Origin of the sequence: Mycobacterium sp. (genome assembly GCF_965230835.1) — a bacterium.
Taxonomy (GTDB): domain Bacteria; phylum Actinomycetota; class Actinomycetes; order Mycobacteriales; family Mycobacteriaceae; genus Mycobacterium.
Map to the genome: position 1 here is coordinate 982,389 of NZ_CBDDLW010000002.1, position 21,794 is coordinate 1,004,182.

The 21,794-nt window shown below is 63.6% G+C and carries 22 protein-coding genes and 1 tRNA gene; 14 read left to right on the forward strand and 9 right to left on the reverse strand.

Annotated elements, in window-relative coordinates:
- Nucleotides 1–16: 16 nt before the first annotated feature.
- On the reverse strand, nucleotides 17–574 hold the full coding sequence (locus ACO07W_RS05005; RefSeq protein ID WP_421841306.1) for a caspase family protein: 558 nt from the start codon (nucleotides 572–574) through the stop codon (nucleotides 17–19).
- Between the two features lie 614 nt (nucleotides 575–1,188).
- On the opposite strand from ACO07W_RS05005, the gene ACO07W_RS05010 reads away from it, so the two are divergent.
- Nucleotides 1,189–1,437, forward strand: coding sequence for a hypothetical protein (locus ACO07W_RS05010; RefSeq protein ID WP_421841308.1), 249 nt, complete (start codon nucleotides 1,189–1,191; stop codon nucleotides 1,435–1,437).
- A gap of 366 nt (nucleotides 1,438–1,803) precedes the next feature.
- Here the strand turns inward: ACO07W_RS05010 and ACO07W_RS05015 are convergent, their stop codons facing one another.
- The 4 genes from ACO07W_RS05015 to pgm form a co-directional block, all read right to left on the reverse strand.
- Nucleotides 1,804–2,130, reverse strand: a complete 327-nt coding sequence (locus tag ACO07W_RS05015) for a helix-turn-helix domain-containing protein (RefSeq protein WP_421841310.1) — start codon at nucleotides 2,128–2,130, stop codon at nucleotides 1,804–1,806.
- Nucleotides 2,131–2,275: 145 nt separating this feature from the next.
- Complete coding sequence (locus ACO07W_RS05020) at nucleotides 2,276–3,373, reverse strand: tyrosine-type recombinase/integrase (protein ID WP_421841312.1); 1,098 nt, start codon at nucleotides 3,371–3,373, stop codon at nucleotides 2,276–2,278.
- A 77-nt stretch (nucleotides 3,374–3,450) separates the two neighbouring features.
- Nucleotides 3,451–3,523, reverse strand: a tRNA-Ala gene (locus tag ACO07W_RS05025).
- 66 nt (nucleotides 3,524–3,589) lie between these two features.
- A complete protein-coding gene (gene pgm, locus ACO07W_RS05030; protein WP_421841314.1) occupies nucleotides 3,590–5,224 on the reverse strand; it encodes a phosphoglucomutase (alpha-D-glucose-1,6-bisphosphate-dependent) in 1,635 nt (544 codons plus the stop codon).
- 102 nt (nucleotides 5,225–5,326) lie between these two features.
- Here pgm and crcB (ACO07W_RS05035) point away from each other — a divergent pair, with 102 nt between their 5' ends.
- The 4 genes from crcB (ACO07W_RS05035) to ACO07W_RS05050 all read left to right on the forward strand — a co-directional run bounded on the left by crcB (ACO07W_RS05035) (nucleotide 5,327) and on the right by ACO07W_RS05050 (nucleotide 8,673).
- Nucleotides 5,327–5,725 (forward strand): fluoride efflux transporter CrcB, encoded by a 399-nt coding sequence (gene crcB, locus ACO07W_RS05035; RefSeq protein ID WP_421841316.1) that lies wholly within the window; start codon nucleotides 5,327–5,329, stop codon nucleotides 5,723–5,725.
- Nucleotides 5,722–6,096 carry a fluoride efflux transporter CrcB gene (crcB, locus tag ACO07W_RS05040; RefSeq protein ID WP_421841318.1) on the forward strand — a complete coding sequence of 125 codons (375 nt, stop codon included), beginning with the start codon at nucleotides 5,722–5,724 and terminating at the stop codon, nucleotides 6,094–6,096. The genes crcB (ACO07W_RS05035) and crcB (ACO07W_RS05040) overlap by 4 nt, the downstream gene beginning before the upstream one ends.
- A complete protein-coding gene (locus ACO07W_RS05045; RefSeq protein ID WP_421841320.1) occupies nucleotides 6,093–7,214 on the forward strand; it encodes a DUF190 domain-containing protein in 1,122 nt (373 codons plus the stop codon). The genes crcB (ACO07W_RS05040) and ACO07W_RS05045 overlap by 4 nt, the downstream gene beginning before the upstream one ends.
- 61 nt (nucleotides 7,215–7,275) lie before the next feature.
- A complete protein-coding gene (locus ACO07W_RS05050) occupies nucleotides 7,276–8,673 on the forward strand; it encodes an amidase (protein ID WP_421841322.1) in 1,398 nt (465 codons plus the stop codon).
- Between the two features lie 48 nt (nucleotides 8,674–8,721).
- Here the strand turns inward: ACO07W_RS05050 and ACO07W_RS05055 are convergent, their stop codons facing one another.
- Complete coding sequence (locus tag ACO07W_RS05055) at nucleotides 8,722–9,078, reverse strand: DUF488 domain-containing protein (RefSeq protein ID WP_421841324.1); 357 nt, start codon at nucleotides 9,076–9,078, stop codon at nucleotides 8,722–8,724.
- 128 nt (nucleotides 9,079–9,206) lie between these two features.
- Entirely contained in the window at nucleotides 9,207–10,124 is a 918-nt protein-coding gene (locus tag ACO07W_RS05060; protein ID WP_421841326.1) for an HpcH/HpaI aldolase/citrate lyase family protein, read from the reverse strand.
- 237 nt (nucleotides 10,125–10,361) lie between these two features.
- On the opposite strand from ACO07W_RS05060, the gene ACO07W_RS05065 reads away from it, so the two are divergent.
- Entirely contained in the window at nucleotides 10,362–10,829 is a 468-nt protein-coding gene (locus ACO07W_RS05065; protein ID WP_421841328.1) for an SRPBCC family protein, read from the forward strand.
- Nucleotides 10,822–12,636, forward strand: a complete 1,815-nt coding sequence (locus ACO07W_RS05070) for a sulfatase-like hydrolase/transferase (protein WP_421841330.1) — start codon at nucleotides 10,822–10,824, stop codon at nucleotides 12,634–12,636. The genes ACO07W_RS05065 and ACO07W_RS05070 overlap by 8 nt, the downstream gene beginning before the upstream one ends.
- Before the next feature lie 83 nt (nucleotides 12,637–12,719).
- On the opposite strand, the gene ACO07W_RS05075 is transcribed toward ACO07W_RS05070, so the two are convergent.
- Both ACO07W_RS05075 and ACO07W_RS05080 read right to left on the reverse strand, forming a co-directional pair.
- Complete coding sequence (locus tag ACO07W_RS05075; protein WP_421845814.1) at nucleotides 12,720–13,658, reverse strand: cation diffusion facilitator family transporter; 939 nt, start codon at nucleotides 13,656–13,658, stop codon at nucleotides 12,720–12,722.
- A 306-nt stretch (nucleotides 13,659–13,964) separates the two neighbouring features.
- Complete coding sequence (locus ACO07W_RS05080; RefSeq protein WP_421841332.1) at nucleotides 13,965–14,792, reverse strand: LLM class F420-dependent oxidoreductase; 828 nt, start codon at nucleotides 14,790–14,792, stop codon at nucleotides 13,965–13,967.
- 204 nt (nucleotides 14,793–14,996) lie between these two features.
- On the opposite strand from ACO07W_RS05080, the gene ACO07W_RS05085 reads away from it, so the two are divergent.
- The 7 genes from ACO07W_RS05085 to ACO07W_RS05115 all read left to right on the forward strand — a co-directional run bounded on the left by ACO07W_RS05085 (nucleotide 14,997) and on the right by ACO07W_RS05115 (nucleotide 21,736).
- On the forward strand, nucleotides 14,997–15,377 hold the full coding sequence (locus ACO07W_RS05085; protein ID WP_421841334.1) for a hypothetical protein: 381 nt from the start codon (nucleotides 14,997–14,999) through the stop codon (nucleotides 15,375–15,377).
- A 194-nt stretch (nucleotides 15,378–15,571) separates the two neighbouring features.
- A complete protein-coding gene (locus tag ACO07W_RS05090; RefSeq protein WP_421841336.1) occupies nucleotides 15,572–17,260 on the forward strand; it encodes a patatin-like phospholipase family protein in 1,689 nt (562 codons plus the stop codon).
- 56 nt (nucleotides 17,261–17,316) lie between these two features.
- Entirely contained in the window at nucleotides 17,317–17,886 is a 570-nt protein-coding gene (locus tag ACO07W_RS05095) for a DUF732 domain-containing protein (protein ID WP_421841338.1), read from the forward strand.
- 254 nt (nucleotides 17,887–18,140) lie between these two features.
- Nucleotides 18,141–18,788, forward strand: coding sequence for an ABC transporter permease (locus ACO07W_RS05100; RefSeq protein WP_421841340.1), 648 nt, complete (start codon nucleotides 18,141–18,143; stop codon nucleotides 18,786–18,788).
- Nucleotides 18,781–19,986 (forward strand): ABC transporter ATP-binding protein, encoded by a 1,206-nt coding sequence (locus ACO07W_RS05105; protein ID WP_421841342.1) that lies wholly within the window; start codon nucleotides 18,781–18,783, stop codon nucleotides 19,984–19,986. Before ACO07W_RS05100 ends, ACO07W_RS05105 begins: the two co-directional genes overlap by 8 nt.
- 71 nt (nucleotides 19,987–20,057) lie before the next feature.
- Nucleotides 20,058–20,771, forward strand: a complete 714-nt coding sequence (locus ACO07W_RS05110) for an ABC transporter permease (RefSeq protein ID WP_421845815.1) — start codon at nucleotides 20,058–20,060, stop codon at nucleotides 20,769–20,771.
- Complete coding sequence (locus ACO07W_RS05115; RefSeq protein ID WP_421841344.1) at nucleotides 20,771–21,736, forward strand: glycine betaine ABC transporter substrate-binding protein; 966 nt, start codon at nucleotides 20,771–20,773, stop codon at nucleotides 21,734–21,736. The genes ACO07W_RS05110 and ACO07W_RS05115 overlap by 1 nt, the downstream gene beginning before the upstream one ends.
- Nucleotides 21,737–21,794: the final 58 nt, after the last annotated feature.

The window sequence follows — 21,794 nt, forward strand, 5'->3', positions numbered from 1 at the left end:
CATGCGCCCAGCGTTTTTACACCAGTCCTAAGACGCCACCCTCGAGCGCGGGTCCGAGCAGATGCTGTCGTACCTTCTCGGGGCCGCAGGCGGCGAGAAGCCCGAACCAGCACCACTCCCCCGCGGGCGGATTGACTCGGAAATGGTTGTAGAGCCGCACCACTGAATCGACGGCGTTGCCAGCATGGCAGGTATCGACGATGACCAGGATCTGGTTGGCGCCAGTAGCCGCGACTTTGGTAACGACCTCTACGGCGTCGATCCCGCCGCTGGGATCGTTGAGGCTGTCGTGGGCCAGCAGGCGCACATTGGTCGAGCCAGCACCGGGTATTCCGTGGCCCGACCACATAAACACGACGCCGCCGGCGTCGTCGGAGAAGTGGCCCGCGCAATCGCGCAGCGCGGCTCCTATGGCGGCTTCATCGGCATCGCGCAGAAAGCGGGCAGCGAAGTGGTCGCCGACCAGTTCGGCGATGGTCTGAACCTCATCGGCCGAGCCGACCAACTCTGGTAGGCGGGCGTAGTGGTCGATGCCCACGCCGATGAAGAGCGCTTCACCAGGGTCGTCCTCCACCGTCTAATCATGGCTCAGGCCGACTCCGTTGATGACGGACCACGCCGACACGCGGTGGCCGGTGGGCCCCGCGCACAGCAGCAGCTGATCCCAGGTGTCAGTGCGGCCCGTCCGTGACCTTCGGCCCGCGAGTGGGTGCTCGATAATCGGATTGACGCAGCAACGGCGCATGTCGCGGCATATTCATGGATAACTGGGTTGTCAATCAAGCGCGCCCGGCGCACTATCGCGCCCATTGGCCGACCCACGACGCCGTCCCCGAAATACCTAGATGACATCGTCAGCCCGCCGCACACGAATCGCCAGCGATGGCAGCGCCGTATGAGTGCCCGTCCTTAGATGCACTAACTTCACTGCATCGCCGAACATCACACCTCTTGCACACAGGTCACGAAACGATAACGCAATTTCGTCCGTATGAAACTATTTAGGTTCCACTACCATAGCGATTCATGAAGGAAAGACGGTGTCCTCGATGCGGCGGCGCGCTGCCCGCTGCCCCCTGGCCACCGAAGCCTGGACGTCCTGCAGTTTGGTGCTCACAGCGATGTCGACGCGCCGCGTACGAGGAGCGCCGGGCCGCCGCGAACAGCGCTATCGGGGTGCGGGTCGAGATGGTCGAGAAACCCGTCGAACGGCTCGTTGAGCGGGTGCGAATCGAAACCCAGCGCGTACCGGTCAGCCCGGCGGAAGCGGCACAAGTCGTGCTCGGTTCTCCCCGTGCCTGCCGCACTGTCTTGGAGTCCCTGGCAGCGGAGGCTGACGCCGGCCGCCTTGACTCAGGAGTCCACGCCCCGACGCTTCGGGCAGCTACCCGGTTGCTTCAATCGCTCAAGAACGCGCGCCTCATCAACGACCAATAGAGGCGGCTGCCCATGCCATGGCCGTGGCAAGCATCCGTTCCAAGGCGGATCGCTGGCTACTCGCCGGCACATGGTGAGCGCCGTGAAAGACGACGAGCACCTGTTCGTTTGCCCCACGGCCCGCAACCACGCAGGCGATGGCGGTAGCTGACGTCGCACCGGCACTAGCGACCATAAGGCGGCGGTCGCACCCACCAGTTGGAACTCCGCGTCACGCGCGGCGAGACTACCGCCGAGGAGGCCGTCGCCGACATGATCGCCCGCTAGCCACTGGGCGTAGCCGAGACACTGCGCCGACGTAGCGCGGATCGGCGTCAGCTGCGACTCGGAGCCAACAGCTTTCGATACTCGGACGAGTCCGCCAAGCTATGGCCGATCCAACAGGCTGGACGGAAATAGTGAGTACTGAGGCGCTGGCGCCGGAACACGAGCGGGCTTCACGCGTCTATGACTGGTACGTGTGAGACCCACAGAGGCGCCGCTGGCCGCAACTGCGTGGTCCGGCTTCGGAATCGGGCACACCTTGAAAATGTCAAGGCAAGCGTCGATATCGCCTTGGGTCATCCGCCACTTCCGGCCGACCTTCCGCCCCGGTATCTTCCGGGAACGCAGCTGCGCGGCCAGCCATTTCTCCGATACGCCGCCGATGCGTTCGGCCGCCTCGGTGAGGTCAAAGGTCAGCGAATCGCCCATGATAGAACCCGGTAATAGTCAACAGACACAACAGATTCTGTTATCACAGTCGAGATGCCGCCATGTCCCGTAGCGTTCGGCAATGGAGCCATGATTCACGGTAAGCCCAGCCCAGTCCCCCCGCTACAGCCACCATCGGAAATCTTCACGGATTTTCGGAAAGCCCAGCGGTCGCCGCCAACCGGACGCTAATCGCGGCGGCTGCCGCCTGGGCGCTACGCCGGTCCAGGTGCCCGTAGGTGCCGACCGTTGTTTCGATCGACTCGTGACCGAGGTGCCGCTGCACTACCGCCAACGGGATGTTATCGGCAATCATCCACGACGCACAGGTGTGACGCAGATCGTGAATCCGCGGCTGCTTTCCTAATTCGGCCCTCGCCACCGCCGGTGCCCACACGCGCCGCGAGAAGCCCTGTGCCCGCACATAATCACCGGCGCGGTTGCGGAACAGCCAATCACCGTCGTAGTCCAGCTTGTCGAGCACACTGTGGGCAACATTGATCGTACGCACCGAATTATTCGACTTCGGCGGCCCGAGCTTCACGCCGCCGTCGACGACCTTCCAAGCACGCACAATGCGCACTGTTCCTTGATCGATATCGACATCGCCGGGCCGCAGTGCAGTCGCCTCGCTCCAGCGGGCACCCGAGGCCACAAGGAATTCCACGAAGGGGCGCCAGTACCCCGTCACCTCGTTGAGGAGTGTCGCGAACTCCGCCTCGGTGAGGCAGACCATTTCCCGTCTCTGCCAGCGCGGCAACCGAAGTCCACGGCACGGATTGGTGCCCAGGTGCCCTGCAGCCACCGCAGCGTTCAACGCGCCGGAAAGGAAACGTTGTTTGTTCGCGATGGTCTTGCCCGAAGCCTCATCGTCGGCCATCGCGTTCACCCAGGCCGCGATGTCGTCGCGCCCGAGGGCCACCAATGGCGTCGCACCCATCACCGGCGCGATGTCGTTGGCAAGGTATGCCCGATAGCGCTGCACCGTCCCTGCTTCCACCCCGGTCAGGTGATCCAGGTGCTGGGTGATCCACTCCTCAACCGTCAGGGCCGCCGCAGCATTGGTCGCAGAGGCCAGAACGTCCATAGCCTTCGCCGGCCCTACCCGATTAACCAAATCCTTGAACTGAACAGCCTTGGCATGATCGTCGAACGACATCGAGGACTGTTTGCCCTCCGCGCGGAACAACACTGATGTGTACGCGCTGCCATCCTTGCGGGTACGCAGCCGGAGGGTCGCCATGCAGGCACAATACGCCCGATGTTGACGGGAGTGTTGACGAGGAATCCACGCAAGTCGTCTGACCTGCGGTTTTTCGGTGGAGCTAAGGGGACTCGAACCCCTGACCCCCACACTGCCAGTGTGGTGCGCTACCAGCTGCGCCATAGCCCCGCAAAGTGATGCCCATCGAAGCTACACCACTGTCAAGATGCGTTCAAAACGCCTGATCACAGCGTCTCACCCGATCACCGCGTTCACCACCTCACGCGCGGTCTGTTGGACCTCGGACAGATGTTGCGGTCCGCGGAAGGACTCCGCGTAGATCTTGTAGACGTCCTCGGTGCCCGACGGTCGTGCCGCGAACCAGGCATTGGCTGTGGTGACTTTGAGCCCGCCCAGCGGCGCACCGTTGCCCGGCGCGTTGGTCAGCTTGGCGGTGATCGGCTCACCGGCCAACTCGGTAGCGCCCACCTGGTCGGCCGACAGCTTCGCCAGCCGAGCTTTCTGCTGACGGTCAGCGGGTGCGTCTACCCGCGCATAACTCGGGGCGCCGTATTGTTCGGCCAGCGCTCGGTACCGCTGCGATGGTGTGGCTCCTGTGGCGGCCAAGATCTCGGCCGCCAACAACGCCATGATGATTCCGTCCTTGTCGGTGGTCCACACTGATCCGTCCCTGCGCAGAAACGACGCCCCCGCCGATTCCTCGCCGCCGAAGCCGAGCGTGCCGGCGCTCAAACCGTCGACGAACCACTTGAACCCAACCGGCACCTCGACGAGTCCACAGCCGAGGCCCGCGACCACGCGATCGATGATCGACGAGCTGACCGCGGTCTTACCGACCGCGATACCCCCTGGCCAAGATGGCCGGTGCCGGTAGAGGTAGTCGATGGCCACCGCGAGGTAATGGTTCGGCTTCAGCAGCCCGTCGTCCGGTGTGACGATGCCATGCCGGTCGGCATCGGCATCGTTGCCGGTTGCGATCTGGTAGCGGTCCCGGTTGGCGATCAACGACGCCATCGCGGCCGGCGAGCTGCAGTCCATCCGGATCTTGCCGTCAGTATCGAGGGTCATAAACCGCCACGTCGCGTCGACCAGTGGATTGACCACGGTCAATTCCAGATTGTGCCGTTCGGCGATATCACCCCAGTAGTCGACACTGGCCCCGCCCAGCGGGTCAGCTCCAATGCGTATCCCGGCCTCGCGAATGGCAGCGACGTCGACCACATTCGGCAGGTCGTCTACATAGTTACGCAGGTAGTCATGGCGCCGCGCGGTCCGCAACGCACGTTGTAGCGACGTGCGCTTCACCGCTGCCCCGCCGTCACGCAGAATCTCGTTGGCTCGTCGGGCGATTGCGTTGGTCGCATCGGTGTCCGCTGGGCCACCGCTGGGCGGGTTGTACTTGAAGCCGCCGTCAGACGGCGGGTTATGCGACGGGGTGACCACGATCCCGTCGGCCAGACCTTCAGCGCGACCACAGTTGTAGGCCACGATGGCGTGGCTGATCGCCGGCGTGGGCGTGTAGCGGTCGCGACTGTCCACCACCGCTAGCACGTCATTGGCCCCGAGAACCTCTAACGCCGAGACCCAGGCCGGTTCCGAAAGCCCATGGGTGTCACGTCCAACGAACAGCGGGCCTGTGGTGCCGTGCGCGGCTCGGTACTCGACGATGGCCTGGGTAATGGCCAGAATATGAGCTTCGTTGAACGCTGCGCGCAGCGCCGAGCCGCGATGCCCGGACGTGCCGAATACCACCTGTTGAGCCACGTCGTCGGGGTCGGGTTCTGTGGAGTAGTACGCCGTCACCAAATGAGACAGATCAACGAGGTCTTCGGGTTGGGCCGGCTGACCGGCGCGCGAGTTGGCGACCATAGCTACCAATTCTGCTCATAAGCCCCTTCCCCCGTCTTGCTCAGGCTGATCCAGGCTCTACGCTGCGAAGCACGCGATCGGTGGACCGAAAGGAATCGACCAGTGGCACATCACGACTATCGCGAACTGGCCGCGATTTTCGCTGGCGGAGCCCTCGGTGCGCTGGCCCGCGCGGCGCTGGGCACCCTCGCTGTCCCCGACCCGGCACGATGGCCATGGCCCACATTCACGGTCAATATCGTGGGCGCCTTTCTGCTCGGCTACTTCACCACCCGGCTGCTGGAGCGGCTACCGGTGTCGAGTTATCGACGTCCGCTGGCCGGTACCGGACTGTGCGGAGGGCTCACCACTTTCTCCACGATGCAGGTCGAAACGGTCAGGATGATCGAACACGGCCATTGGGCTTTGGCGTCCGCCTACACCCTCATTAGCGTCGTGCTCGGATTGATCGCGGTGCACCTAGCAACAAAAATGGTGCGCCGGGTGCGGGTGGGCAGATGACGGCAATGACGGCCGCGGTGTGGGCGGGCACATTCCTCATCGGCGGCATCGGGTCGGTGACCCGTTTTCTGGTAGACCGTGCCGTCGCCCGCAGAATGGCGCCAGCGTTTCCCTTCGGCACTTTGACGGTGAACATCACCGGTGCGGCGCTGTTGGGGTTTCTCGGCGGCCTGGCTTTGACCGAAGATATCGCGCTGCTGGCCGGCACCGCGTTCGTCGGCTCCTACACAACATTTTCCACCTGGATGCTCGAAACCCAGCGACTCAGCGAAGAGCGCCAGCTACGTTCGGCGTTTGCCAATATCGTCGTCAGCGTCATACTCGGACTAGCGGCGGCCCTACTGGGGCAATGGATCGCGAGATTGATATGAGCGAACAAAGCTTGAAGCTGACGGTCTACTTCGGCGAACGGCAACGCGCGGTCGGCGAAGCCAGGCGGTTCCTCGCCGACGCGATGCTGGATCTATTCGGCTCCCAGGACATCGCAACCAGCGTGATGATGCGCGGGATCACCGGTTTCGGGTCTAAAGGGGATCTGCGCTCGGACCAGTCGCTGAGCCTGTCCGAGGACCCGCCGGTGACCGTTGCCGCCGTCGATGTTGAGCCGAAGATCCGCTCCCTGGTCAACGACGTGACAGCGATGACCGGCCACGGCCTGGTAACACTGGAACGTGCCCGACTGATCACCCAGCACAGCGGCCCAGCGGCGCTGAGCGGCATCGACAGCCCAAACGGAGACGCGGCCAAACTCACCGTCTACGTCGGTCGCCAAGTGCGCGTTGCCGGCGCACCAGCCCAATACGCCGTCTGCAAGCTCTTGCATCGGCATGGATTCGCCGGTGCCACAGTGCTTCTCGGCGTCGATGGCACGGCGTACGGCCGGCGTTGCCGGGCGCGGTTCTTCGGCCGCAACGCCGGTGTTCCGCTGATGATCATTGCCATCGGATCGGCCCCGCAAGTGTCGGCCGCCGCGACGGAGCTGTCCCAGGTGGTGCCGCACCCACTACTGACGATCGAGCGGGTGCGGCTGTGCAAACGCGATGGTGAACTATTCGCGCGCCCCCAGCAACTGCCACCAAGCGATGATCAAGGACGGACGCTGTGGCAGAAGCTTATGGTGCACACCGCCGAAGCAACCCACCATGAAGGCTTACCCATCCACCGCGCATTGGTGCGCCAACTGTTGCAGTCCGAGACAGCGCGGGGCGCGACGGCACTGCGCGGCATCTGGGGCTTTCATGGCGACCATAAACCACACGGAGACAAGCTATTTCGGATCTCCCGCGGAGTACCGGTGACAACGATCATCGTCGATACACCCGACGCCATCGCGCGCAGTTTCGACATCGTCGACGAACTGACGACCCGTCACGGACTGGTAACCAGCGAGATGGTTCCGGCGGCGATGTCTCTTACCGGGCCGCCCGATGGACCAGCCCATGAAGCGCAGCAGACCCGCGAAACCCCGATCGCGCAGTACGACTACTAGGCAAAGCCCTCCCGGGCGCCAGCGCCTTGTTCGCGTTGCCGCGATCCGGCAATGTGAGGCCATGTCTGACGTAGACCCCTGCTACGCCTCAATCTCAGATCTATCGAGGAGCTTCGCCAGCCGGGAGTTGTCGCCCGTAGAGGTCGCCAGGGAGCACCTGGACCGCATCGATCGGCTCAACCCCACGCTGGTGGCGTACGCGACGGTCCTGCCGGAACAGGCGCTTGCCGACGCAAAGCGCGCCGAAGAGGAAATGGCGCGTGGAGAACACCGCGGCCCTTTGCACGGTGTTCCAATCGCCGTGAAGGACCTCTTCTTTACCCGAGGCGTTACCACCACCGCCGGTATGGCGATCTATCGAGACTTCGTTCCCCGCTACGACGCAACGGTGATTTCCGCCCTGCGGCGCGCCGGGGCGGTGCTGCTCGGCAAGCTCAATCTCACCGAGGCCGCGTGCCCCGAATATCATCCAGACTTTCCGGTTCCGGTGAATCCGTGGAGTCGGCGTCATTGGGCCGGAGCCTCTTCTAGCGGGTCGGCCGTGGCTGTCGCGGCAGGCCTGTGCACGGCGAGTCTGGGGACAGACACCGGCGGGTCGATCCGCTACCCGTGCACCATGAACGCCGTTACCGGCCTAAAGCCGACCTGGGGGCGCGTCAGCGTCCGCGGCGCGTTCGCGATGGCGCCGTCGCTGGACACCGTCGGACCGATGGCGCGTAGCGCCGAGGACGTCGGCCATCTGCTCGGGGCCATCGCGGGCGCAGATCCCAAGGATCCGACCGCACTCACCGCTCCGGTGCCTGACTATGCCGCGGGTCCGCCGGAGGCCAAAGCAATCCGGATCGGGTTCGATCCCAGCTTCGTGCTCGATCCTGTCGATCCGGAGGTTTCTGGGGTCGTCCGTGCGGCGCTAGACGCCCTCGAAGGTCTCGGAGCGTTCGTTCGCGAGGTGTCGATGCCTGCAACGACGCCGCTGGCAGCCGGATGGGGAGGCTACGCGGCCGCCGAAGCGGCCGTCGTGCATGCCGCGACGTTTCCGTCCCAGTCAACGCAGTACGGCCCGTCCGTCCGGCAATTCCTCGACGCTGGTCATGCGGTGTCCGGTATGGACATCGCACGTGTCGAAAACGCGCGACGCGTCTTCACCGGCAAGCTGGCGGCACTGTTCGACGACATCGACTTGCTCATCGTGCCCGTCTCGCCCGTAGCGAATCTGACACTCGATCGGGTCTCGGAGTTGCTGGGCGATCCCGATGGGGTGCGCACGATGCTGGCGTTCACCGCCCCGTTCAACTTCGCGGGCAACCCGACGATCACTGTTCCTGGCGGTTTCGATTCGCGCGGCGCGCCGATCGGCTTCCAGCTCGTGGCGCGCCACCTCGACGAGGCGCTTCTGGTCAAGGCGGGACGGGCTTTCCAGCTCGCAACCGATTGGCATTGTCGCCGCCCGCCGGTTTAGCGCCGAACGCCGCTCTCGTAGCTCATCAGTCGACCGTGCTACGCCGACTCAGCAATCGTCAAGGATTTTCGCCAGCACCGCCGCGTGGCTGCCATCCACCTGGCGAGTGGCGGTGACCAGGGTTACCACGCCACCCTTAGTCAGCGCGCGTAGCTCCTCCAGGGGCGAGCTGGCGCATAGTTCGGCCTGGTAGCGCGCGGCGAACTCGTCGAAAAGCGCCCGGTCGTGGTGATACCACTCACGCAGTTCCTTCGACGGCGCAACATCCTTACACCACAGGCCCACCCGCGGATCGTCCTTGCGAAATCCTCGCGGCCAGATGCGATCGACGAGGACACGTTGACCATCCTCGGGGCTGACGTCGTCATAAACCCGAGCCAGCCGGATCCGGGATCTTCGACCCATACCGGCAGCGTATCGCCAATATGACAACGCGAAACTCGAATCGCCACCAATACCCGCTTAGCCAGCAACCACTTCGGTGAGAGTTCCTGGCAAACGCGTGTTCGGTCTTCGCTGAAAAGTGCGGTCGATCAATAGTGATACGTGTCCGACGGCGCGGGCATGTGGACCGGTTCATCCTCGAAATCGGACACCACGATTCCGTAGGCACGGGCCAGGTCAAGGATCTTGGTGGCCCTGGCAATGCGCGGCAGATCAGACCCGTTGCGGATCTCTCCGCCGTCGCGGGTGAATTCAGCGAAAAATTCTTTCGCCCAGGCGATTTCATCCTGCGACGGCGATAGCCCCTCATTCACCACGGGACATTGGTCCGGCGACAGGCAAATCTTGCCGGTCATCCCAAACTCGACCGACACAGCCGTGGCCTCAATGAGCTTCAGCGCGTTGGAGCCTATGGTCGGCCCGTCGATCGCACTGGGCAGATTGGCTGCCCGCGCCGCAATCGTAAAGCGCGACCGTGCATACGCCAGGGTGCCGGCGTCTTCGCCAAACCCGGTGTCACGACGGAAATCGCCGATACCGAACGCGAGCCGAAACGCCCCCTTGGCGGCAGCAATCTCAGCGACTCGCTCCAAGCCTCGGGCCGTTTCAACCAACGCGACAATCGGCACGTTAGGCAGCCGTTTCGCGGTCTCGGTGACATGGTCTACCGATTCGACCATCGCCAGCATCACTCCGCCGACTGAGCTACCGGCCAGTGTGGCGAGATCGTCCGCCCACCACGGGGTGCCGAAGCCATTGATGCGAACCCAGTCGGAGTTGCCGGTGCTAAGCCAACGCACCACGTTGTCGCGGGCGGCTTCCTTATCTTTAGGCGCCACCGCATCCTCGATATCAAGAACAACGATGTCGGCGCGCGAATGCGCCGCAGCCTCGAACCGGTCGGCATGCGCGCCGTTGACCAACAACCAACTGCGGGCAAGAACCGGATCGATGCGTGAGCCGATGTCGGCGGGATCTACCGCGTCGTAGTTGCCTTGTTCATACATTGCGCGATCTGTCGTCTCTTCGTTCCGTCGGTGTCGAACTCTGGCTACCTAGACGGTAGCGGCGGCATGTCCGGCGGGTCCCAGCCACCTGCCCGTTTCACGCGGAGGGCCATGCCGTGTTGGCGAACAAGATGATCGCGGCCGGATGCCCGGCGCCACTTGTTGCCACGCATTGCCGCGCAGAGAACGTGCCCCGATCACCTAACCTCCAGCGACTCGCCTGACACCGGCGCCGCAATGGTGTTTGATGGCGACGTGGCAGTCAACAGCCGCAGCCGCACGATCGCGGCCCCGCCGCAGGCGATCTGGGACGTACTGGCCGACTTCGGTTCCGTGAGCTCCTGGGCCGATAACGTCGATCACTCATGCGTGCTGAGGCACGGCCCCGACGGCCGAACTTTAGGCACCACCCGCCGGGTGCAAGTGGGAAGCAACACCCTGGTCGAACACATCACCGAATTCGATCCGCCCGCGACGCTGGCCTACGACATCACGGGTCTGCCCGCCCGGTTGCGCAAAGTCGCCAATCGGTGGACGCTACGGCCCAGCGGTGACGCAACCCAGGTGACGCTGACCAGCACCGTCCAGATCGGCGCCGGCCCGCCAGCTCGCCTGCTCGAGCATTTGATCCTTCGTTTTCTGGCCAAGCAGTCCGACGTGTTGCTCGCCGGGTTGGCGCGACGATGGGAGAACACACATGTCTGATCGCCCCGACATCGTCGTCGTAATGACCGATGAGGAGCGCGCGGTGCCGCCCTACGAATCGGACAACGTGCTGGCGTGGCGGCAGCGAACGCTGAGCGGCCGTCGCTGGTTCGACGAACACGGAGTGAGTTTTTCCCGGCACTACACCGGTTCGCTGGCGTGTGTGCCCAGCCGCCCAACGATATTCACCGGCCACTATCCGGATCTACACGGAGTCACCCAGACCGACGGTCTGGGCAAGCGATTCGATGACTCGCGCCTGCGCTGGCTGCGTGCCGGCGAAGTGCCAACGTTGGGCAACTGGTTTCGCGCAGCCGGGTATGACACCTACTACCAAGGCAAGTGGCACATCTCGCACGCTGACCTCGACGACCCGTTCACCGGTGAACCACTGGCCACCAACGACAAAAACGGCGTCGTCGACCACGCCGCGGTGCGGCGCTATCTGGAATCCGACCCACTGGGCCCGTACGGCTTTTCCGGCTGGGTAGGCCCCGAACCGCACGGTGCAGGCATGGCGAACAGCGGTTTGCGCCGCGACCCGCTGTTCGCCGACCGGATCGTCGCGTGGCTCGAAGACCGCTATGCTCGCCGCCGCACCGGCGACGCACACGCGATGCGTCCATTCCTGTTGGTGGCCAGCTTCGTCAATCCACATGACATCGCGCTGTTCCCGGCCTGGGCGCGTCGCAGTCCGCTAAGCCCGTCTGCGGCGGTTGACCCACCGCACGTTCCGGCCGCGCCGACCAGCCACGAGGACCTGCGAACCAAACCGGCTGCACAAATCGCCTTCCGAGAGGCCTACTACTCCGGTTACGGTCCGGCGCGACCGATCGCGCGTATCTATAAGCGCAACGCGCAACGCTACCGCGACCTGTACTACCGGTTGCACGCCGAAGTCGACGGACCGATAGACCGGGTGCGTCGCGCTGTCACCGACGGCGGGTCCGATAACGCTGTGCTGGTGCGCACGTCCGACCATGGAGATCTGCTCGGCGCACACGGCGGGCTGCACCAAAAGTGGTTCAACCTGTACGACGAGGCAACCCGAGTGCCGTTCGTCATCGCCCGCTCCGGCCAGACGGCCACGACGCCACGCACGATCTGCGCACCGACCTCACACGTCGACTTGGTGCCGACGCTTCTCGGTGCGGCCGGTATTGATGAGGACCTTGTGGCCGCTCAGCTGGCCGAGTCGTTCTCCGAAGTACATGCGCTGCCCGGCCGCAACCTTATGCCGGTGGTCGACGGTGCCCCCGCCGACCACGACAGGGCCATCTACCTGATGACACGCGACAACGTGCTCGAAGGCGACACCGGCGCGTCCGCGGTAGCCCGGCAACTGGGTCGTACGGTGCACCCGCCCGCGCCGCTGCGAATCAAGTTGCCCGCGCATGTGGCCGCCAATTTCGAGGGTTTGGTTGTTCAGATCGACGACACCGATGCAGCCGGCGGCGCCGGGCATCTGTGGAAACTGGTGCGCACCTTCGACGACCCAAGCACCTGGACCGAGCCTGGCGTGCGCCATTTGGCCGCAAACGGTCTTGGCGGCGAGGCGTATCGCACTGACCCACTAGAAGACCAGTGGGAACTCTACGATCTGACCGATGATCCCATCGAGTCCGATAACCGCTGGACCGATCCGAACCTGCATGAGCTGCGCCAGCATTTACGCACGCGGCTAAAACAGGAGCGCACGGTGTCGGTGCCGGAGCGCAATCGACCGTGGCCGTATGTCAGCCGACAGCCACCGGACAGCGAGTCTGAGGGGCCGGCGCGTCGGGTGCTGGGGCGCTTCGGACGGTAGCTGAACACCGGCAGGCAAATCGTCGCCCCTCCCCGAACGCCCCCGGACAATTCCCCGGGGCGCGTCCGCAGAGGCAAGCGTTGTCACGGGTGCTGCGACCCATTGGTGAACTCGTGGTCGCCCGGGTAGGCGTGGATGAGCGCACTGCCAACTTTGGGGACGGCGTGGGTTAGTTCGTGTTCCGCGTCGTGAGCAATGCGGTGGGCCTGTGTAAGGCCCAGGGACGGGTCGACGTCGAGTTCGGCGTCAGCGTGCAGTCGGTGCCCAATCCAGCGCATCCGCACGCTGCGTACCATCTGCACCCCGGACTGCGCCGCGAGCACCTGTTCGGCCGCATCGACTAGCTGAGGGTCGACTGCGTCAAGGAGCCGACGAAATACATCACGCACGGCGGAGCGCAGCACGGCAAGGATTGCCACGGTGATCAGTAGACCCACAATCGGGTCGGCAAGCGGGAATCCGAGCGCGACGCCGCCGGCGGAGAACACCACCGCCAATGAGGTCAGACCGTCGGTGCGCGCGTGCAGGCCGTCGGCGACCAGCGCCGCCGAGCCGATCCGCCGCCCGACCCGAATACGGTAGACGGCAACCCATTCGTTTCCGACGAACCCCGCCGCGCCGGCCAGCGCCACCCAGCCGAGGTGTTCGATCGGATGCGGGTGGATGAGCCGCGTAGCGGCTTCGTAGCCAGCAACGACGGCCGAGAAGGCGATCATCGCGATCACGAATAACCCGGCCAGGTCTTCGGCACGCCCGAATCCGTAGGTGTAGCGGCGGGTTGCCGCCTTTGTCGCTAACGCGAACGCAATCCATAGCGGTACTGCGGTGAGAGCGTCGGAGAAGTTGTGGATGGTGTCGGCAGCCAGAGCCACCGACCCAGAGACGATCACGATGACGATCTGGGTAATGGTCGTCAACCCGAGCACCAGCAGACTGATCTTGACCGCCCGGATGCCGGCTGAGCTGGATTCCAGGACATCATCAATACTGTCGGCGGCATCGTGGGAGTGCGGCGCGAACATCTCCTTGATTGCCTGGCGCAGTCCGCGGGGGTGATCGTGGGTATGCCCTGTTTCATGGGCATGGGCGTGATCGTGGACGGTAGCGGATTGAGTGTGCAGGTGGGTCATCGGTGGGTGGCCCTTTCTGGGATCAATCCCGTCGGAATCCACATGCTGAGCCGTTGCCACTGCGAACCAACCGAGCATGACGGCCACCGACCGGATCTCTTCTTATTTGCGTTACTACGCAGATAGTAGGGGTTTGGCTGCTGGTCCGCCAGCGGCCAGCCCTGGCGGCCTGATAGAGGTGCGCACTTCGGGCGCTGGCTAGCGCAATTGCGCGGCTTCGGCTGCCAACTCGTCGAGCCGACGAAGCGTCTGGTCACGAGGGGCAGTGGGCAGGTCGAACAGAACTCGCTCGACCCCCAGGCGCCGGTAACCCTCCACCGCTTTGGCCGTTGATTCTCCGGCGTGGCAAACGGTCACCGGCACGTCAGAACCGGCGACGGCGCGCAGCTCGGCAAGCGGACCCGACAGCAGTCCCGGCGACGGGCCTACCGCGATCCACCCGGCGTTTAGGCGGGCGATGCGCCCAAAATTCGCTGACCCGCCACCCAGGTACAGCGGTGGATGTGGTTGCGTGACCGGTTTCGGCCAGCTGTAGAGCGCGTCGAAATCCACAAATTCGCCATGGAACTCAGCCTTATCCTGCGTCCAGATCGCAATCATCGCACGTAGCCGCTCTTCGGCCACCCGGCCGCGGACCGCGGGATCGACGCCATGGTTGGCGACTTCTTCACGTAGCCAGCCCACCCCAGCGCCGAAGATCACTCGTCCAGCCGACACCACGTCGAGCGAGGCAACCTGTTTGGCAGTCACGATGGGGTCCCGCTCCGGGATCAACGCGATACCAGTACCCAATATCAGTGTCTGGGTGACGACTGCTGCCGCCGTCAACGACACGAACGGATCCAGCGTGCGGTAGTACCTCGGCGGAATCGGGCCACCGGCGGGATGAGTGCTCACGATGTTGACCGGGATGTGCGTGTGTTCCGCCAGAAACAGCGAGTCAAACCCGCGCTGCTCGACGGCGGTGCCAACTTCGGCCGGGCCGATGCCCTGGTCAGTGATAAACGTCAGAACACCGAAACGCACGCAAACTCCCATCGACGTTGCCCAGGTTTTAGTATCTCGCTTGTCGCCATGGTCGAGCGGTGCGCCCCACGCCCCGAACCCGATGCCGCCGCACAGACGCTAATTGCCAACGACAACAACCGAGTTGACGCGCACCAGACGCCCGCGTGGGGCTTCTTTTCGCTGCTGGCACGAGTGTTGGCGCATCGGTAGCATCGGGGCACTATGGCCGAACCCGTCTCCCCGCAACAGACGATCATGCTCGACCAAGCGCTCATAGAAATGACGGCCTCCGGCGGTCGCGTCGAAACACGAACACCTGACAGCGCCGTCGTAGTGACCGGCAAACCGGTGAATCATCTTCTCCATCTGCTGCTGTCGTTGTTCCTATGCACCCTGTGGGCGCCAGTCTGGCTGATTGTTGCCGCAACCGGAGGCGAACGCCGTGTCACCGTCAGCGTCGACCCAAATGGATTGGTGTATCAACGAAAGGCTCCGTTGACGGCGGGCCGCATCATCCCGATCGTCCTTGCGGTGGCCTGGGGGATTCTCATCCTGGCGGTATTCGTGGTTTGCATCTCGGCGTTCGTCACCAGCAGCCAGTAGTGCCGCGGCAACCGGTCATCGGATAGCGAAAAGCAGTCCGCCAAAACGATCTTGACTCGCGCGGCGTCCGCACGCGCACTGCCTCTCGGGCTATATCGGGCGTCAAGGCAGAGCCGAAGCACCCGTTATGTGCAACTCGGCGCCGACCGACATTGCGCGCATGTCCGTTGACCTACATGAGAAGGTTGATCCTCATGGAGATCCCCTTTTCCAACGGGATGCTTAGCCGTTTGAGCCGCCGCGGCGCCGCGCTCGACCTGATGGAGGAGATCGAAGACGACTCTGCCGAGTCCCTTAATGCATCCGAACTGCTCTCCGACGAGCCGGCCCTGCTGTTGCAGAAGATGGAGAATCGTCTGGTCCGGCACCACTTGGCCAACCCGGACGTGCTGAGCAGCCAGCAGCTGCGCAAGCTGCGGTACATCCTCAACTTCGCCCGACTCGCCGATTTCGAACCGGGGGCAGCGGGACCCAGTGGACACCGCGGGCGCGGGGACATCTCGGTGGGCGCCGAAATCGCGCCCTGGCGATCCCGAGTCACCGACGCTCTCTACGGGCCGCTGCGCGAGGAGACAGATGCAGTCACCGCCCTAACGACAGCACGAGACATGTTGGCAAGTCTGGAAGCTAGTCAAGACGACCAACGCAACGTGCTTATCGAACGTCACGGCAGTGACTTCTCCCCCACCGAACTCGACGCCGAAGTCGGATACAAGAAGCTTGTCACGGTCTTCGGCGGCGGCGGGGGCGCGGGTTTTGTCTACATCGGTGGTATCCAGCGGCTGCTAGAAGCCGGCCAGGTGCCCGACTACATGATCGGCTCGTCCTTCGGGGCGATCATCGGCAGCCTCGTCGCCCGCGCAACCCCGATACCGATTGACGAATATGTCGACTGGGCAAAGACGGTGTCCTATCGCGCCATCCTGGGCCCCGAGCGCCTACGCCGCCGTCACGGACTGGCCGGAATGTTCGCATTGCGCTTTGATCAATTCGCGCACACCCTGCTTAGTCGTGCCGACGGTGCACAACTGCGCATGTCGGATCTCGCGCTCCCGCTCGATGTGGTGATCGCCGGGGTGCGAAGGCAGCCGTACGCGGCACTGCCCTCCAAGTTCCGATATCCGGAACGTGCGGCCGTGAAACTGCGATCGCTTCCGTTCCTTCCGATCGGGATCGGTCCGTGGGTGGGGGCACGCATGTGGCAGGTAGCCGCCTTCATCGACGTGCGGGTAGTCAAACCGATCGTTATCAGCGACGCCGACCAGACACGCGACGTCAACGTCGTCGACGCGGCCTCCTTCTCCTCAGCCATCCCAGGTGTGCTGCACCACGAAACCAGCGACCCGCGCATGGTGCCGATCCTGGACGACATATTCGCCGAGCAGGACATCGCGGCGATGGTCGACGGCGGCGCAGCCAGCAACGTCCCGGTCGAGTTGGCGTGGAAACGGGTCCGCGACGGGCGCCTGGGCACTCGCAACGCGTGCTACCTGGCCTTCGACTGCTTCCATCCGCACTGGGACCCGCGGCATCTCTGGTTGGCCCCCATCACCCAGGCGATCCAGTTGCAGATGATGCGCAATCTCCCGTACGCCGATCACCTCGTCCGATTCGAGCCCACGCTGTCTCCGGTGAACCTCGCGCCGTCCGCCGCGGCCATAGATCGCGCCTGCACGTGGGGACGCTCTAGCGTCGACCCGGCAATTCCGGTGACCTCCGCATTACTGGCGCCCACCTGGTGGATCGGTGATGGCCCCCCGGTTCGGGCCGCCAAGCCCAAGATATCCGCGAAATCGACCGCGTCGTCGATGAGCGCGGTGATGGCCGCGATTCAGATGCCGACCAGCCGGTTCAAGCGGTGGCGAAACCGCCACCTGACCTAGACCGGCCAGCGCGCCTGCGCCGCCGCTGGGATCGGGGCTGTGACTACCATGGCCCCATGCCTGAGCCGGACGAGGCGCTCGACGACGCCGAAGACGGCGGCGAGACTGTTTTCTATGCCGAAGACGGCATCGCGGACGAGCCGGGACACCAGTCGTGGCGCAGCACCTGGGGTAGCGCGGTGGCCCTGCTCATGGTGGGTGTCGGATTGGCCGGGATGATCGTCGTTGCTCATTGGGCACTAGCGAAGTCAAAGCCTGCCCCCGCCGCCACGCGGCCGGCGGCGCCAGCTAGCGCTCCTGCGCCAACCGAAGGCACTATGACTCCACCCTCGGCATGGACAACTTCGGAGCCCGCGGTTGCGCCACCGTCGATCTCATCCACACCGGATCAGGACAGCAAGTACATCCACGACCTCAACGAGCAGGGCATCTCATTCTCTGATTCGGAGGCAGCCATCCACAACGGCAAGATCGTGTGCCAAAACATCAGCCGCGGGATGACTGTGCAACAGGTCGTGGCGGAATTCCGCGCGAGCAGTCCCGCGTTCAGCCACGCCGCCCACGACTATGTGGCCATTTCGGTACATACGTACTGCCCGCAGCACGACGAACTCGTCCAACGGTAGTTTCGCAGGCCACCTGCCAGTGCCCCAACGGCGAGGTAACTTCTGAAAACCTCGGCGCGCCAACCGGCCATCGCGGCCACATGCTGGGTCTGCATCTGCTCAAATCCCAGCCGGCTGGAACCGCCACATAGCCCGGCATGTATTCGCAAATACGTTCGAATAAGCTGCCTGCTCTTAGATAGTTCGCTAGGCTCAGTACACCGACCCAGACAAAACGGGCCCCGCGACGCCGAGCAGGAGGCGCAGCCGACTTTATGGACTTCATCGAGTTCGTCCACAACCGCTGGTCGGTCCTGTCGTTTCTCGCCTACCAACATATGAGCCTCGTGGTGCAAACACTGGCCCTAGCAACGGCGTGCGCTCTTGTGGTGGGCGTGCTGATCTACCGCTCACCGTGGGGCATAGCCGCCGGCGACGCGCTGACCTCTATCGGCCTGACCATTCCCTCATACGCGCTGTTGGGGGTGCTGGTCGCCATCGTCGGGATCGGCGTACTGCCGTCGGTAATCATGCTGGTGTTCTTCGGCATCTTCCCGATTCTGCGAAACGTCTTGATCGGGCTGACCAGCGTCGATAAGACTCTCGTCGAGTCGGCGCGAGGCATGGGGATGAACCGGCTGGCCACCCTACTGCGCCTCGAACTTCCCCTGGCCTGGCCGGTGATTATGACCGGTGTGCGGGTATCGGCTCAGATGCTGATGGGTATTGCCGCGATCGCCGCGTTCGCGCTGGGACCTGGTCTCGGCGGCTACATCTTCTCGGGCATCTCGCGGTTCGGAGGCGCCAATGCAACCAACTCCGTCGTTGCCGGCACTCTCGGCATCCTAATCCTGGCAATCATTCTCGACACCGTGCTCAACATCATCACTCGCCTCACAACCCCAAGGGGGATTCGTGTCTGATTCGACAACAGTCGAATTCGCACCATCCGGCAACGGCAGCCCACAACAGACCGGCGGCGCTCGCATATTGCTGGACGGGGTCACCAAGAGATACAACGCGAAATCAGCACCAGCGGTGGACAACATCACCCTGGAGATCGCGGCCGGTGAGATCGTGATGTTCGTCGGACCGTCCGGATGCGGCAAAACCACCACGATGAAGATGATCAACCGTCTCATCGAGCCGACCAGCGGGCGCATCCTCATCGGCGACGACGACGTCACCAAGAGTGATCCCGACCAACTTCGGCGTCACATCGGCTACGTCATCCAAGGCGCCGGTCTCTTCCCGCACCTCACCGTCGAAGACAACATCGCGATCGTGCCGCATCTGCTCAAGTGGGACAAGAAGCGAATCGCCGCCCGAGTCGACGAGCTGCTTGATCTGGTGAACCTCGAACCGTCGCAATACCGCAACCGCTATCCCCGCGAACTCTCCGGCGGCCAGCAGCAGCGGGTCGGGGTGGCCCGGGCGCTAGCCGGCGATCCCCCGGTTCTGCTGATGGACGAGCCATTCGGGGCCGTCGACCCAATCACCCGTCAACGGTTGCAGGACGAATTACTGCGGCTGCAAGAAGAATTGCGCAAAACCATCGTCTTCGTCACCCACGACTTCGACGAGGCGGTCAAGCTAGGTGATCGGATCGCCATCCTGAAGCAAGGCTCCAACATCGTGCAGTACGACACCCCGGAAGAGATCCTGGCGCGCCCGGCCAATGACTTCGTTCGCGGCTTCGTCGGGGCCGGTGCCGCACTCAAACAGCTCACGCTGACTCGGGTCCGCGACGTCGAACTGCACGAGGCGGCGGTGATGCACATCGGCGACGACCCGGCAGCGGCGATCCATCGGGCCGGCGTGATCGACCGCCAGCACGTCATCGTGCTCGACGCCCACGATCGGCCGCTGCGCTGGGTGTCAGTGGAGGATCTCGCCGACCCAAACACGCTGAAGAACGTGACACGCAACGAAGACCTCGAAAAGATTAACCTCGCTTCGACACTCAACGATGCACTCGACGACATGCTCATGTCATCGCACGGCGTCGTGGTAGTGACCGGCCGACGGGACACCTATCAGGGAGTGATCAGGGTCGACACGATCATGAACGCAATGGCCGAGATGCGCGACGCGGCCAGCTCAGCGGAGTCGGCTTCGTGACAACCACCGCACCGGACCTCGACGTCGAAAAGGAAAAATCAGCGTTCTATGCGGCGCCGGACCGGCCAAGCCTGGTTCGCTGGGTGCTGCAACCACTTATCTGTGCGGTCGCCGTTGTCGGCTCTCTGTCGTACGTCAAGTTCGCGGATGTGACTGAGTCCGAACGACGTTCCCTCGGCGTGCAGCAGCTGTTGACCCTGCTGCGCCAGCACATGGTGGTGAGCTTGTCGGCGACTCTTTTGACCTGCGCTATAGCGATCCCGTTGGGCGTCCTTTTGACCCGTGGCCAGATGCGGAAATACTCCACGCCGATCATCACGCTCGCCGGCTTCGGCCAAGCAGCACCGGCAATCGGCCTGATCGCCTTGGGCGCAGTGTTTTTCGGAATCGGCACCACCGGTGCGGTCATCGCCTTGACAGTTTACGGCGCCCTGCCGATCGTCGCGAACACCGTCATCGGGCTAGACGGTGTCGACCCCCGTTTAGTGGAGGCGTCACGGGGAATGGGACTCTCAGCATTCGCAACCCTGATGCGGGTCGAGCTGCCGCTGGCATTGCGAGTGATCATTGCCGGAGTGCGGACCGCGCTGGTCCTCATCGTGGGCACCGCCGCGTTGGTGTCATTCACCGGAGCGGGTGGTCTGGGACAGTTGATTACCGCCGGCGTCAAACTTCAGCAGCCGACGACGTTGATCGTGGGTGCCATCCTCGTCGCCGCGCTCGCGCTGTTCATCGACTGGCTGGCACGAATCGTCGAAATCATCGCGGCACCAAAGGGGGTGTGATGCGATTCCGTGCGCTTGGCGTCGGTGTCGTGGCGGTTGTCTGCGCCGTTCTGTCAGTTGGGTGCGGTTTGCGCTCATCCAGCGGGGCCGTGCTTTCGGCGAAACCAGGCGAGATCAAACACTATGACTCCTTAGAAGGAGTGGAGATCACCGTCGCGGCAAAGGATTTCACCGAACAGTTGATCTTGGGGAACATGCTCTCGATCATCTTGAACGCTGCCGGAGCCGACGTCACCAACCGCACCAATACACCCGGAAGTTTCGGCGTACGCCAGGCCTTGATCAAAGGCGAAGCGAACATCGCGCCGGCTTACACCGGCACCGCATGGATCGAGTACCTCGGCCACGAGAATCCGATCCGGAACGCGACAGAACAATGGGAAGCCGTCAAGAAGGCGGATAAGCCCCATGGTTTGACATGGCTCCCGCCGGCACCGCTGAACAATACGTACGCGATGGCGATTCGCGAGTCGGAAGCCAAGCGCCTCGGAGTGACCAAGCTTTCACAATTGAAGAGGCTACCCAAGAGAGACATGACGTTTTGCGTCGAGAGCGAATTCGCAAGCCGCAATGATGGTTTCGTGCCGATGCTGCACGCATACGGGATCAATCGAAGCGACATCGAGCGCGTCACAACCTTGAATACCGGTGTCGTATACACCGCAACTGCCAACGGAGACTGCAACTTCGGCGAGGTCTTCACCACAGATGGCCGTATCCCGGGACTCAAATTGCGAGTGCTGGAAGACGACAGACATTTCTTCCCGCTCTACAACCTCACCGAAGTGATCAACACCAAGCTGCTAGACGCGCACCCAGAATTGGCCGAGATCTTTGCCCAGCTCAACCCCAAGCTCACCAACAAGACGATGGCGGCGCTGAACGCAAAAGTCGACACCGACGGCGAGGATCCAGCTATCGTGGCACGCGACTGGTTGATCCAGCAGGGCCTGCTGACGGCATAGCCAGCCCAGCGACACAGATCGTCCCGTGGCATCAAAGCTTGACGCAAGTCAGACATGT